The 13,047-nt window shown below is 71.0% G+C and carries 10 protein-coding genes and 2 pseudogenes; 6 read left to right on the top strand and 6 right to left on the bottom strand.

The window, feature by feature from the left end; all coding sequences use genetic code 11:
* Positions 1–833: pseudogene (locus AB0B85_RS14140) on the bottom strand (hypothetical protein); the annotation flags it as partial.
* 611 nt (positions 834–1,444) lie between these two features.
* Between AB0B85_RS14140 and AB0B85_RS14135 the strand changes: the two are divergent.
* Positions 1,445–3,250, top strand: a complete 1,806-nt coding sequence (locus tag AB0B85_RS14135) for a glycoside hydrolase family 6 protein (protein ID WP_357407081.1) — start codon at positions 1,445–1,447, stop codon at positions 3,248–3,250.
* 117 nt (positions 3,251–3,367) lie between these two features.
* Here AB0B85_RS14135 and AB0B85_RS14130 read toward each other — a convergent pair whose 3' ends face one another.
* The 5 genes and pseudogenes from AB0B85_RS14130 to AB0B85_RS14110 form a co-directional block, all read right to left on the bottom strand.
* Positions 3,368–3,754 (bottom strand): hypothetical protein, encoded by a 387-nt coding sequence (locus AB0B85_RS14130; protein ID WP_357407079.1) that lies wholly within the window; start codon positions 3,752–3,754, stop codon positions 3,368–3,370.
* A 155-nt stretch (positions 3,755–3,909) separates the two neighbouring features.
* Positions 3,910–4,218 (bottom strand): hypothetical protein, encoded by a 309-nt coding sequence (locus tag AB0B85_RS14125; RefSeq protein ID WP_357407077.1) that lies wholly within the window; start codon positions 4,216–4,218, stop codon positions 3,910–3,912.
* Between the two features lie 15 nt (positions 4,219–4,233).
* Entirely contained in the window at positions 4,234–5,892 is a 1,659-nt protein-coding gene (locus AB0B85_RS14120) for a sodium:solute symporter family protein (RefSeq protein ID WP_357407075.1), read from the bottom strand.
* Between the two features lie 674 nt (positions 5,893–6,566).
* Positions 6,567–6,755 (bottom strand): annotated as a pseudogene (locus AB0B85_RS14115) (hypothetical protein); the annotation flags it as partial.
* A 374-nt stretch (positions 6,756–7,129) separates the two neighbouring features.
* Entirely contained in the window at positions 7,130–7,723 is a 594-nt protein-coding gene (locus AB0B85_RS14110; RefSeq protein WP_357407073.1) for a hypothetical protein, read from the bottom strand.
* Positions 7,724–8,075: 352 nt separating this feature from the next.
* Between AB0B85_RS14110 and AB0B85_RS14105 the strand changes: the two genes are divergently transcribed.
* From AB0B85_RS14105 to AB0B85_RS14085, 5 genes are all read left to right on the top strand, one after another.
* Positions 8,076–10,436, top strand: coding sequence for a nitrate- and nitrite sensing domain-containing protein (locus tag AB0B85_RS14105; RefSeq protein ID WP_357407071.1), 2,361 nt, complete (start codon positions 8,076–8,078; stop codon positions 10,434–10,436).
* A complete protein-coding gene (locus AB0B85_RS14100) occupies positions 10,436–10,858 on the top strand; it encodes a roadblock/LC7 domain-containing protein (RefSeq protein WP_357407069.1) in 423 nt (140 codons plus the stop codon). The genes AB0B85_RS14105 and AB0B85_RS14100 overlap by 1 nt, the downstream gene beginning before the upstream one ends.
* Positions 10,848–11,237: a DUF742 domain-containing protein gene (locus tag AB0B85_RS14095; RefSeq protein WP_357407067.1), complete on the top strand. Its 390-nt coding sequence runs from the start codon at positions 10,848–10,850 to the stop codon at positions 11,235–11,237. Before AB0B85_RS14100 ends, AB0B85_RS14095 begins: the two co-directional genes overlap by 11 nt.
* Complete coding sequence (locus AB0B85_RS14090) at positions 11,218–11,820, top strand: ATP/GTP-binding protein (RefSeq protein WP_357407064.1); 603 nt, start codon at positions 11,218–11,220, stop codon at positions 11,818–11,820. Before AB0B85_RS14095 ends, AB0B85_RS14090 begins: the two co-directional genes overlap by 20 nt.
* 87 nt (positions 11,821–11,907) lie before the next feature.
* Complete coding sequence (locus AB0B85_RS14085; RefSeq protein ID WP_357407062.1) at positions 11,908–12,945, top strand: lactonase family protein; 1,038 nt, start codon at positions 11,908–11,910, stop codon at positions 12,943–12,945.
* Positions 12,946–13,047 lie beyond the last annotated feature (102 nt).

Here is a 13,047-nt window from a genome sequence, read left to right as displayed (position 1 = left end):
TCGGAGCCGTGTTCGTCCTTGGATTCCCAGCCCTTGTCCGAGCCGTACTCGTCCTCTTCGCGGGAGTCCCAGCTCTTGTCGGAGCCGTGTTCGTCCTTGGATTCCCAGCCCTTGTCCGAGCCGTACTCGTCCTCTTCGCGGGAGTCCCAGCTCTTGTCGGAGCCGTGTTCGTCCTTCGACTCCCAGCTCTTGTCGGAGCCGTGCTCGTCCTTGGACTCCCAGTCCTTCTTGCCCTCGTCCTTGGAGCCCCAGTCCTTCTCGTCGCGGCTGTCGTCCGCGTCCTGGCCGTGCTCCTCGCCCTTCCAGTCCTTGCTGCCCTCGTCCTCGTAGGCGTCGGCGGCAGCGCCGCCGCCCTGGCCACCGGGCTGCGACTGGTCCTTGCCCTCGTCCTTGCCGTGCTCGTCCTTGCCGTTATCGTCCTTGCCCTTGTCGTCCTTGCCGTGTTCGTCCTTGCCCTCGTGGTCCTTGCCCTTGTCGTCCTTGCCGTGCTCGTCCTTGCCCTCGTCGTCCTTGCCGTTCTCGTGGTCGTAGGAGTCCTCCTCCTCGCTCCACTCGCGGTCCTCGCCCCGGTCCTTCTTGGCCGGGTCGAGCTTGACCTTGCCGGTGACCTTGGACCACACGAACGCGTGCTCCTGCCGATCCGGGCAGATCTCGAGGAGCTTGACCTCTTCGCCGGCCTTGACGACGTGCGGCTTGGCGTAAACCTTGCCGTCCTGGTGGTCCCCACCGTCGTCGTGGCCGTTGGCGTAGGCGATCCCCGGTGCGAACACCAGGAGCGACGCGCCGCCGAGCGCGGCGCCCGCAACGACCTTCCCGAGCATCTTCTTAGCCATGACCTGCGTCACTCCATCCCTGTTGTCCTGAGCCCGGCGACAACCGAGCTAAGACCGACGTTAGACCGTTTCATGACTTATGAAGTGAAAGATTCGCGTTTTGACCTTTGGTCAGGGTAAGAGGTGAAGGGGTGCTACGCGGCTTTCAATGCACGTCGCGTCGTGACAGGCGGTGCGAAGCCTTGCGGGCGGCCCACGGCGTTCCGCGCTCGTCGTGCCGCCCCGCCACGGCCATCCCATAGTGCCGGGGACGGCCGCTGACGTGCCGCTCGGGCGAGCTCGGGGGTATCGTCCGAAACGGATCCGCCGGCCGACCACAGCCCCAGGCATCGAGCCATTGCCATGGAAGCGCTCCCATGTAAGAATCGGCGCACGCGGTTCGGGGAGCCACACCGCGCAGGCAGGCAGTCGAGGGCACCCGGTTCACCGGGGCGACGTCCCGCCGTCGATCGACCCGCCACCGCGCTGGTCGTGCACCACCACCATCGCCCGTCCGGGTCGGGCGTCCCCGAAAAATCCCGTTGGCGCCGGCGGCCGTCCGTGCAGGACGCCCACCGGGCCGTCCCGCCGGGCCGTACCTGGGCCCGGTCTCGCCCAAGGAGATCAGTGGCATGAATGTGTGGAGAAGGCTGTCCGGCCAACGCCGGGCCCTCGCGCTCGCCGGCGCGGGTGCCCTGGTCGCCGGTGGGTTGGTAACGATCCCGGTCACGGCGGCGCAGGCCGCGACGCAGTGCGACATCGCGTACACGACGAATGACTGGCAGGGCGGCTTCACCGCCAACATCACCATCAAGAACCTCGGCGACCCGGTCAACGGCTGGACACTGGGTTGGACCTTCCCCAACTCCAGCCAGCGGGTGCAGCAGGGCTGGTCGGCCACGTTCGCCCAGTCCGGCAGCCAGGTCACCGCCCAGAGCATGTCCTACAACGGCACCCTCGCGACCGGTGCGTCGACGAGCATCGGCTTCAACGGCGCGTGGAGCGGCAGCAACCCGAAGCCGACCTCGTTCACCCTCAACGGCGTGGTCTGCAACGGCGGTGGCAACCCCACCACCCCGCCGCCGACCAGCGCACCGCCCACCACGCCGCCCCCCACCACGCCCCCGCCGACCACCCCGCCGCCCACCACGGGCCCGCCGCCGACCACCCCGCCGCCGGGAGTGAAGGTGGACAACCCGTACGCCGGAGTCCCGGGCTACGTGAACCCGGAGTGGAAGGCCAAGGCGGACGCGGAGCCGGGCGGAAGCCGGGTCTCGAACAACCCCACCGCCGTCTGGCTGGACCGGATCGCCGCGATCAACGGCACCCCGAACAGCAGCTCCAACGGTGCCTTCGGAGTGAAGGACCACCTGGACGAGGCGCTGCGCCAGGGTGCGGGCTACATCCAGTTCGTGATCTACAACCTGCCCGGCCGGGACTGCTCCGCGCTCGCCTCCAACGGTGAGCTGGGCCCGGACGAGCTGCCTCGGTACAAGTCCGAGTACATCGACCCGATCGCCGCGATCCAGGGCGACTCGAAGTACCGGAACATCCGGATCATCAACATCATCGAGATCGACTCGCTGCCGAACCTGGTCACCAACACCTCCGGACAGGCCGGCGGCACTGTCATGTGTGACACGGTCAAGGCCAACGGCGCGTACGTGAACGGTGTCGGCTACGCCCTGGCCAAGCTGGGCGCGATCGGCAACGTCTACAACTACATCGACGCCGGGCACCACGGCTGGCTCGGTTGGGACAGCAACTTCAACCCGTCCGCCGAGATCCTGAAGACCGCTGCGGTCGCCTCCGGCAGCACTGTCAACAACGTGCACGGCTTCATCACCAACACCGCTAACTACTCGGCGCTCACCGAGCCGTACTTCAAGGTCACCGACAACGTGAACGGCCAGACGGTGCGGCAGTCCAAGTGGGTCGACTGGAACTACTACGTCGACGAGCTGTCCTTCGCCCAGGCGTTCCGGACGAAGCTCGTGTCGTTGGGCTTCAACTCCAACATCGGCATGCTGATCGACACGTCCCGCAACGGCTGGGGCGGCGCCAACCGGCCCACCGGCCCGGGTGCGACAACGAGTGTCGACACGTACGTCAACGGTGGTCGGATCGACCGTCGGGCGCACGCCGGCAACTGGTGCAACCAGGCTGGCGCGGGTCTCGGCGAGCGGCCGCGGGCGAACCCGGCGACGGGCATCGACGCGTACGTCTGGGTGAAGCCGCCGGGCGAGTCGGACGGCTCCAGCTCGGAGATCCCGAACAACGAGGGCAAGGGCTTCGACCGGATGTGCGACCCGACGTACGGCGGTAACGCCCGCAACGGCAACAACCCGACCGGGGCGCTGGGAGGCGCGCCGATCTCGGGTGCATGGTTCTCCGCCCAGTTCCAGGAGCTCATGCGCAACGCGTACCCGGCGCTCTGACCGGATCGCGCCAGTAGCCACCCGCCGCCGGCAGTAGGTGAGGCACTGCCGGCGGCAGGTCCCCCCGGTCCCCGGTCCGACCGTCAAGGTCGGGCCGGGGACCCCCTCGTGCTCCGGTCAGGGCACGGTGCGCTCTATCGCCGACCGACCCTGCTCGGCCAGATCGCGGCGGGCCTTGTCCAGGTTCTCCGGGGTGAGGTCCTGCCCGCGGGCCATCACCAGATCCTCCGGCTCCCACTGTTGCTCAGCGCCGGTGCGGATGTTGTCGCCGCCGGCTCCGGTGCCGGTCCCGGTCGCCCCGGTGCCGGCCGCGTACGGGTCGCCGATCAACTCGTCGGTGTCCGGGGCGAGGTCGTCCGGCCGGCCACCAGGCTCGGCGAACCCCGGGGTGTCCCGGTCCGGGCCGCCGCCGGTCCGAAACTGCACGACTGTGGTGTCGTCATCCACCGCCGCGGCCACCTCCGGGCTGTCCTCCAACGGCGGTTGCCGATCGCGATCGGTCATGGTGGTGCCTCCTGTGTCCGACACGTTGCCTGCTTCCCGGCGTACCCCCTCGTGCCGGGCTCATGCCGCAGCGGCGGGGCTCAGGCCGATGGGCCGGCCCGTGTCGGAGGGGCAGGCTCAGGCCGACGGGCCGGAGTGCCGCCCCGCGACGGCCGTCAGGTGCCGGGTTGCTTCTCGTTGGGGGTCGGCGGCTCCGCCGGGCGTCGCCACTGCCAGAGCAGCATGAGCAGGCCGAAGAGGAGCATCACCAACCCGGCCCACAGGTTGATCCGGACTCCCTGGGCCTTGTCGACCTCGGCGGAACTGTCGAAGACGCCGATCAACGTCACGATCACCCCGTACGCCACGAAGAGGCCACCGATCACCCGACGGATGTCGAACAACCGGGCGGCGGCGGAGCGGCGCTGCTCCGCCTGCGTCTCGTCGATCAACGGGTCCTGTGCCGGCTGGCCGTCGTTGCTCATCTGCCGACTCCTTTCCTAGAAGACCGGGATGTAGAAGAGGGCGGCCAACGCGACAGCGATCACGCCGAGCAGCACCGGGGAGCGGTACCAGACCGCGTCGCCGGCCAGCACGTCCCCCTTCAGGTCGACGCCACCAAGGCCGTAGACCAGCCCGCGCAACTCCTCGTCGCGCTTGGGCGCGGTGAGCGGGGTGATGATCGCGGCGACCACCACCGCCGTGACGAAGGCGAGACCGGCACCCCAGAAGCTCTCCTCCAGGTCGGAGTTGAAGTCGATGACGCCACCCTTGTAGAGCAGGTAGAGACTGAGCGACACCAGGGTTCCCAGCAGCAGCGACCAGAAGCCGGCGAGCGCGGTCATCCGCTTCCAGAACATGCCGATGATGAAGGTGGCGAACAGTGGCGCGTTGAAGACGGAGAAGAGCGCCTGGATGTAGTTCATGATGTTGCTGAACCCGGCAGCGATGAACGCCGTGCCGATACCGACCACCACGGCGGCGACCGTCGCCCACCGCCCGACCCGCACGTAGTGGTCGTCCGGCCGGTCGCGGCGGATGTACGCCTGCCAGATGTCGTAGGTGAAGACGGTGTTGAAGCCGCTCACGTTCGCCGCCATGCCGGCCATGAACGAGGCCAACAGGCCGGTGACCGCGACGCCCAGCACGCCGTTGGGGAGCAGGTCGCGCATCAGCAGCGGGATGGCGTTGTTGTACTGCAGGTCGCCGCTCTCTGCCCCCAGGCCCTTCACCGTCACCAGGGCCACCAGGCCGGGGATCACCGTGACCAGGGGGATGAGCAGCTTCGGGTACGCGGCGATGATCGGCGTACGCCGGGCGGCGCTCATGTTCTTCGCGGACAGCGCCCGCTGCACCTCGGCGAAGTTCGTCGTCCAGTAGCCGAAGGACAACACGAAGCCGAGGCCGAAGACGATGCCGATCCACTGCGCGCCCAGCGGGTTGTCGGTGCTGCCGGTGTCCTGCCAGGCGTGCAGGCCCGCCTCGCCGAGCTTGGAGTCGCGTACCGCGTCCATCAGGCCGTTCACCCCGCCGACCTTGACCAGGCCGATCACGGTGACCGGGATGAGACCGGCCAGGATGACGAAGAACTGGAGCACCTCGTTGTAGATCGCGCCGGTCAGACCACCGATGGTGATGTACGCAAGGACGATCGCCGCGCCGACCACGATCGCGGTCCAGAGCGGCCAGCCGAGCAGCGCCTGCATCACCAGGGCCAGCGCGTAGAGGTTCACGCCGGCGATGAGCACCTGGGCGACGGCGAAGCTGAGCGCGTTGAGCAGGTGGGTGGGGCGGTTGAACCGCAGCCGCAGGTACTCCGGCACGCTGCGGACCTTCGAGCCGTAGTAGAAGGGCATCATCACGATGCCGAGGAAGACCATCGCCGGCACGGCGCCGATCCAGTAGTAGTGGACGGTCATGACGCCGTACTGGGCACCGTTCGCGGCCATCCCGATGATCTCCAACGCGCCCAGGTTCGCCGAGACGAAGGCGAGCCCGGTCACCCAGGCCGGCAGGGACCGGCCGGAGAGGAAGAAGTCGACGCTGGTCCGGATCGCCCGGCGTGCGGCGACGCCGACCCCGAGGACGGTGACGAAGTACAGCGCCAGAATCAGGTAGTCCAGGCCGTTCATGTCGAGCCGAAGACCGTCGCCGTCCATCCCGCCACCCCTCAACCCGACGTCCGCGCCAGTTGGTACGCGCGCGCCCTATTACCCCGTCCGAAACGTTTCACGCCTCGAAGCAGGTGGAGTCCGGTTCGGGCGATTCGGCGTGGGGTCGCGCGCCTGTCGCTCACCCGCCGCCGCGGCGGCACCTGCCGCACAGCGCGAGGGGCACCCCAGCCAGCCGGCCGGGGCGCCCCTCGGTGCGTCGTTCAGCGACCCAGTACGCGGTCCAGGAAGTCCCGGTAGTTGCGCACCGCCATCCGCAGTTGCTCGGTGTCGGCCGAGCCGGCGTCCTGCCATCCGCCGAGCGTGGTCTTCTGCGCGGCCAGCGCCGAGGAGAGTGCCTGGATGGCCTCCTCCACCAGCGACTGCGCCTCGCCGGCCGCAGCCTGCGGATCATCGACGAAACGCAGCTGCACGTCCCGCCAGCGGTCGCGGAAGCCCTGTGCGGTGTCGGTGTCCAGGAGTGTCGCCGGCTCCGCCGCGACTGTCGACCCGGCGGGCCGGGATGTCCCGGCGGCCCCCAACGACGTGCCGTCGCCCTCGGTGTCGACCGGCTCGCCGTCGGCGTCCGGGTCGACCATCTCGGGTGTCGCGCTGCCGTAACCGGCCGCGCCGGCGGTCACCGCGTCCGGGTCGGTCCCCGGGGCGGCGTCCCGGCGGTGCAACTCGGCAGTGGGGTCGGCCCGCAGGCCCTCCCGCTCGCCGTCCTCGGCGCCGTCGCCCGGCTGGGCCGTCCGTTCGGCCCGGGCGTCCGGCTGATCCTGCGGGTTGGGGCTGGCCAGTGCCGAGGCGGCCACCGCGTCGGCCACCGTGGTGGCGCCGAACGCCGTGGGCAGCGGCCCCGGCTCGTGGAAGCCGCCCTCGTCGGCGGAGCGGTCGTCCCGCCGGTGGCGCGGGTCGGAGTCGTCGGCGCGCTCGTCGTCGACCGGGTCGTACGCGGCATCCCGCTCCGCGTCGTCGAACCGGTCGGCGTCGCCGATCCGTGTGGTGTGGTCGGCCCGGTCGGTGTCGTCGACCGGCTCGGTGGCGTCGAACCGCTCGTCCGAGTCGGCCCGCTCGTCGGCGGCGGTCTGGTTGTCGAAGGTGCCCCGGTCTTCCAGGGCATCCTCGGGGACGTCCGAGCGGCCGGCCCGGTCGCCGGTGGGCGGTACCGGGACGGGCGCGGACCGGACGGCCTCCGGGTGGTCGTTGCTCACCTGCTGCTCTTCCTGGCGCATCGGTGACCTCCTCAGCGGCTCGTGGAGTCGTGGTCCGGGTGGTGGCGCTGTTCGGGCGCGCGGTGGCCGACCGGCTCCTCGCCGAGCAGATCGGCGAAGAGCGCCCGGTAGTGCACGACCGCCTGCCGCAGCTCCTCGGTGCTGGCCTCGCCCCGGGAGTTGCGCAGGTGGATGTCGTGCGCGTCGCGGTAGTTGGTGAGTGTGCGAGCGTGCTCGACGGAGAGATGGGCGATCTGGTCGGAGAAGTCGCCGGTCGGGTAGCCCTGCTCCTCAATGAGCCGGGTGACCAGAGCGTCGGCGTCGCCAACCGTTTCGCCGGGCGAGTCGATGAAGCGCACCTGGAGTTCCTCCCAGGCGGCGCTGTAGCGGGCCCGGGACTCCGGGCTGAGCGGGGTGAGCGTGAGCTCGGCGTGCCGGCGTTCCCGGTCGCGCAGTTCGCGCTCGGCGGCGGATCGGCTGTCCTGCTCCTCCACCACCCGGTCGTACTCCGGCCCGAACCGGTCGCGCAGCGCGCGACGGCGGCCGAGCGACCGGACGGCCACGGCCAGCACCGCGACGATCACGAGCACGACGAGCACGATGACGATTACCTGCGTGGGCGACATGGCTCCTCCTTCGTCACCTGGTATTCCCTCCGCGCACTGATCGCCAATCCCGATCCGAGGTACTTTCTGGCCGGCTTGTGTGCGGGAGCGGGAGAAGGAGCTGCCGAGGGCCGCAGCCCGCCGAGCGGCGCAGACCTGACCGAGTCCAGAAAGCGGACCTTCCGCCGCCCGGTGCGGGGCATCTCGGAGCGTCGATGTCGGTGCGACGGGCGGTAGTGCAACGGCCCCCGATTACGTATCCTGCCCAAGGCGCCCGCGCCGGTGCCCGGCGTCACGCCGGGCGCACCGCCGGCCGACGCGTTGCCCGGCGGTGCCGGCACCCCTCCTGCCACCCCTGTACGGGCGAGGTCTGATGAGAACCCGCGACTGGCCGATCCGTTCGAAGCTGACCGCGTTGGTCGTCGCGCCGGTGACCGCGCTCCTGGCGCTGTGGATCTTCGCGACCACGCTCACCTTCGGTCCCGCCCTGGACCTGCTCTCCGCCCGCACCCTGCTCTACGACCTGGGTCGCCCCGGCGAGATCGTGGTCACCGAGCTGCAACGGGAACGCCGGCTCTCGGTGGTGCAGCTCGCGGGCACCGCCCAGCTCCCGGTCCTGGCCGAGCAGCGGGAGCGCACCGACCGGGCCATCGCCGAGCTGCGTCGCCGGGTCGACGGGGAAGCCCTGCGCGACGCCGCCGACGACCCGCTGGAGGCGCGGATCGACGACCTGCTCACCGCCCTGGCGGCGCTGCCGGCCGGGCGGCAGTTCATCGACGACCGCAAGGTGGACCGCAGCGGCGCGATCGGCCTGTACAGCGGCATGGTCACCGCGGCCTTCCAGACGTTCTCCGCGATGGCGACCCTCAACGACCCGGACCTCAACCGGCAGGCCCTGGCGCTCACCGCGTTGGGCCGGTCCCGGGAACTGCTCGGCCAGAGCGACGCCCTGCTGGCCGGCGCGTTGTTCGCCGGACGGTTCGCCGAGGGGGAGCACGCCCAACTCGTGCAGGCCATCGGCAACCAACGGTGGCTCACCGACAACGCCGTGGCCGACCTGCCCGAGTCCGGCCGGGTCGCGTACCAACGGTTGACCGAGAGCGAGGCGTTCACCCGGCTGCGCACGATGCAGGACGCGCTGGTCGCGGCCAACCGGTCCGGCCGACCGCCGGTCGACGCGGCGGCCTGGCAGGCCAGCTACGACGCGGTGCAGCAGCAGCTGCGCGATTTCGAGCTGGCCGAGGCCGACGGTCTCACCGACCGCTCCGTGCCGATGGCGGTACGCATCCTGGTGCGGCTCGCCGCCGCCGGTGTGCTCGGGCTTGTCGCAGTGGTCGTCTCGGTGCTGGTGGCGTTGCGCCTCGGCCGCACGCTGGTCCAGCGTCTCAGTGGCGTCCGCACCGCCGCGCTCGAGTTGGCCGAGCACCGTCTCCCGGACGTGGTGACCCGACTGCGTCGCGGCGAGCAGGTGGACGTCGCCCGGGAGGCACCGCCACTCGAGTACGGCCACGACGAGATCGGCGAGGTCGGCCGCGCCTTCACCGAGGTGCAGCGCACCGCCGTCCAGGCCGCCGTGGACGAGGTCACCCTGCGGCGTGGGCTCAACGAGGTCTTCCTGAACATCGCCCGGCGCAGCCAGAGCCTGGTGCACCGTCAGCTGCACCTGCTGGACCGGATGGAGCGCCGCGCCGAGGACCCGGACGAGCTGGCCGAGCTGTTCCAGGTCGACCACCTGGCGACCCGGCTCCGCCGGCACGCCGAGGACCTGGTCATCCTTGCCGGCTCCGCGCCCGGCCGCGGTTGGCGAAACCCGGTAGCGATCGTCGACCTGATCCGCGGCGCGATCTCCGAGGTCGAGGCGTACGACCGGGTGGACATCACCGCCGCGCAGCCCGCCGGGGTGCTGGGCCGGGCGGTCGGCGACGTCATCCACCTGCTCGCCGAGCTGATCGAGAACGCCACCGCCTTCTCCCCGCCGGACACCCGGGTCACCGTCTCCGGGGACCAGGTCGCGAACGGGTACGCCGTGGAGATCACCGACCAGGGGTTGGGCATGTCCGCCGCGGCCCTGGAGACGGCGAACACCCGGCTGGCCAGCTCGCCCGAGTTCGACCCGGCGCAGAGCGCCCGGCTCGGCCTGTTCGTGGTGGCCCGGCTGGCGGCCCGGCACGGCGTACGGGTGCGGTTGCGCCAGTCCGAGCAGGGCGGGGTGATCGCTGTGGTGCTGATCCCCGCCGAACTGGTCACCGCCGAGCCGCCGGCCGGCCCTGACCCCGCCACGCTGCCCGCCGCGTCGGCCGACCCGGCCCGGCGGCTGGCCCGGACGGCTCGTCGGGGCGCCGTGCCCCGCACCCGCCCACCCACGGCACCGCGCGCCGTCGTCGCACCGTCCGCCCCACCCACCGGCGCACCGAACTCGGGGCCGGCGGCGGGCGGCGGGCCGGGCGACGCGGGGTCGGCAGCGGACGACGAACTCGACGGTCTGCCCCGCCGGGTGCGACGTCGTACCCCCGCCGCCCAACCGCGGTCCGCCGTCACCGACACGCCGGCGCCCCGGTCTCCCGAGGAGGTGCGCCGGGTGATGGCGGCCTTGCAGGCCGGCACGGCGCGCGGCCGCGCCACCGGCACCACCCCGACCGCTGCGGCGACGCCGGCAGTGCCAACCGATCCAACCGATCCGGCCGCCCCGGTGTCGCCCCCCGAACCCCCGACCGCGACTGAGAGGGACGCCTAGTGCGGCATTCGACGAAGCAGAGCACCGGCCTGGACTGGTTGCTCGACGAGCTGGTGCAACGGGTGCCGGCCGCCCGGGAGGCGGTGGTGCTCTCCGCCGACGGTCTGCTGCTCGGCTGCTCGGCCGAGTTGGAGCGCTCGGACGCGGAGCACCTGTGTGCGCTCGCCGCGGGCTTTTCCAGCCTGGCGCGGGGCGCCAGCCGGCACGTGGACGGCGGTCCGGTCCGGCAGACGGTGGTGGAGATGGAGTCGGCGTACCTCTTCGTCACCACCGCCGGGCAGGGCGCCTGCCTGGCCGTGGTGAGCGACGCCGACGCGGACATCGGGTTGGTCGCGTACGAGATGGCGATGCTCGTCATCAGGGTGGGGGAGAGCCTCGCCGCGCCGGCCCGATCGTCGGCCGGAGCCGGTGATGCGGGCTGAGCCGCCGGGGCCGCAACACGAGTGGCTGGACGGCGAGGCCGGTCCGGTGGTGCGCCCGTACACCCTCACCAAAGGCCGGGTACGCTCCGCCGTCGACGGTTTCGACCTTGTCGCATTCGTGCTTGCGACATCGGACGGCGACGTGGCGGGCCATCCGCACCTGCTCCCGGAGCACCGACGGCTGATCGCGTTGGCCCTCCGGCCGGTGTCGGTGGCCGAGTTGGCAGCCGAGCTGGACCTCGCGGTCGGGGTGGTCCGGGTACTCCTCGGTGATCTCCTGGCCGAGGGCCTGGTCGCGGTGCACGAGCCGCCGGCCGCCGGAATTCTTCCCGACGACGACATCCTCAAGGCGGTGGTCAGTGGACTCCGTGCGTTGTGACCATACGGGCACCAGCACCACCATCCCGCTGGCGCTGAAGATCCTCATCGCGGGGGGCTTCGGGGCCGGCAAGACGACACTTGTCAGTGCCCTCAGCGAGGTGCGCCCGTTGCAGACCGAGGAGGTGTTGACCGGCGCCGGGGTCGGCACCGACGACGTCTCCGGGGTGGAGGGCAAGTCGACCACCACTGTGGCGATGGACTTCGGCCGGATCACCATCAACGACGACCTGCAGGTCTACCTGTTCGGCACCCCCGGCCAGGACCGGTTCTGGTTCCTGTGGGACGAGTTGGCGTTCGGCGCGCTCGGCGCTGTGGTGCTCGCCGACACCCGTCGGCTGGCCGACTGTTTCCCGTCCATCGACTACTTCGAGCAACGCGGCATCCCGTTCGTCGTCGGTGTGAACTGCTTCGACGACTCGCGGCGGTTCAATCTGGAGACCGTACGCCGGGCACTCGACCTCGACCCGGACGTGCCGATGGTGCTCTGCGACGCCCGCGACAGGCAGTCCGGAAAGCTGGTGTTGATCTCCTTGGTCGAGCATGTCGCCCGGCAACGCGGGGAGCCGGTGCCGACGGCCTGAGATCCGGGCGGCAAAGCCGGTTAACCGGCCGGCGATGCGGGCAGCCTCTGATTGGATCAGCGGAGGATGCCGGCGGAGGAGTGGGACGTGAGTGCTCAGGGTGGGGTCGTCCACATCGGGGGTTACACCGCGCAGAGCGGTGGGCGGGGCAGCGGCATCGTCGCCGCGCGTCGCGACCCGACGACCGGGGCGCTGACCCCGCTCGGCACGGTGGCTGTCACACCGTCCCCCTCCTTCCTGGCGCGGCACCCCACCCACCCGGTGCTGTACGCGGTGAACGAGTTGACGGCCGGTGAGATCAGCGCCTGGCGGGTCGGGCCGGACGGTGGGCTGGATCCGCTGGGCAGCCGGTCGACGGGTGGCGCCGAGCCGTGCCACCTGGCGGTGCTGCCCGACGGCGACCAGTTGGTGGTGGCCAACTACGGCAGCGGCAGCGTGGCGGTCTTCCCGCTCGACCCGCAGGGGGTGCCCGGCGAGCGCACCGACCTGGTGGTGCACGAGGGGCACGGCCCCGACCCGGACCGGCAGGACCACGCGCACGCCCACATGGTCTCCCCGGGGCCGGGCCGGGGGCCGCTGCTCGCTGTGGATCTCGGCACCGACTCGGTCTACCGGTACGACCTGGACCGGGCGAGCGGTCGACTGGTGCCGCGTGCGCCACGCATCCGTACGACGCCCGGTGCCGGGCCCCGGCACCTGGCCCGGCACCCGGACGGACTGCGGTGTTACCTCGTCGGCGAGCTGGACGCCTCCGTCACCGCCTACGAGCTGACCGACGACGGCGCGCTGCACCAGCGAGGTCGGGTCGAGGCGAGCGCGCGGCCCGGTCACGTCCAGCCCTCGGAGGTGGCGGTCAGCCCGGACGGCCGGTTCCTCTACGTCGCCAACCGGGGGGTGGGCACCCTGTCGGCTTTCACCCTGGCCGGCGAGTTGCCCGAGTTGGTGACCGAAGTGGAGACCGGTGGTGAGTGGCCCCGGCACTTCGCGCTGATCGGGGAGCACATCTACGTCGCCGACGAACGGGCCGACATGGTGCGGGTCTTCCGGCGCGACATCGACACCGGCGTTCCGGAGGCGATCGGGGAACCGGTGCCGGTGCCGAGCCCGACGTGTGTGCTGCCGTGAGGGCCGTCACGGGGACGTGAGACGGACGCTGATTCGGCAACCCCTCGGGGCCGAAACGTCACGCTCCGTTGCTAAATGCTGGTGATCTGTTTCTCCTGCGTA

This window comes from Micromonospora sp. NPDC049044, from assembly GCF_040649215.1.
Taxonomy (GTDB): Bacteria; Actinomycetota; Actinomycetes; order Mycobacteriales; family Micromonosporaceae; genus Micromonospora.
Note: the sequence above shows the minus strand (reverse complement) of the source record. Positions and strands in the feature narration are given on the sequence as shown.

Bases quoted from the DNA above. Each gene is read 5' to 3' on its own strand.
- AB0B85_RS14105 (WP_357407071.1), top strand. From the start codon at position 8,076: ATGAGAACCCGCGACTGGCCGATCCGTTCGAAGCTGACCGCGTTGGTC.
- AB0B85_RS14130 (WP_357407079.1), bottom strand. From the start codon at position 3,754: ATGACCGATCGCGATCGGCAACCGCCGTTGGAGGACAGCCCGGAGGTG.
- AB0B85_RS14120 (WP_357407075.1), bottom strand. From the start codon at position 5,892: ATGGACGGCGACGGTCTTCGGCTCGACATGAACGGCCTGGACTACCTG.
- AB0B85_RS14135 (WP_357407081.1), top strand. From the start codon at position 1,445: ATGAATGTGTGGAGAAGGCTGTCCGGCCAACGCCGGGCCCTCGCGCTC.
- AB0B85_RS14095 (WP_357407067.1), top strand. From the start codon at position 10,848: ATGCGGGCTGAGCCGCCGGGGCCGCAACACGAGTGGCTGGACGGCGAG.
- AB0B85_RS14110 (WP_357407073.1), bottom strand. From the start codon at position 7,723: ATGTCGCCCACGCAGGTAATCGTCATCGTGCTCGTCGTGCTCGTGATC.
- AB0B85_RS14125 (WP_357407077.1), bottom strand. From the start codon at position 4,218: ATGAGCAACGACGGCCAGCCGGCACAGGACCCGTTGATCGACGAGACG.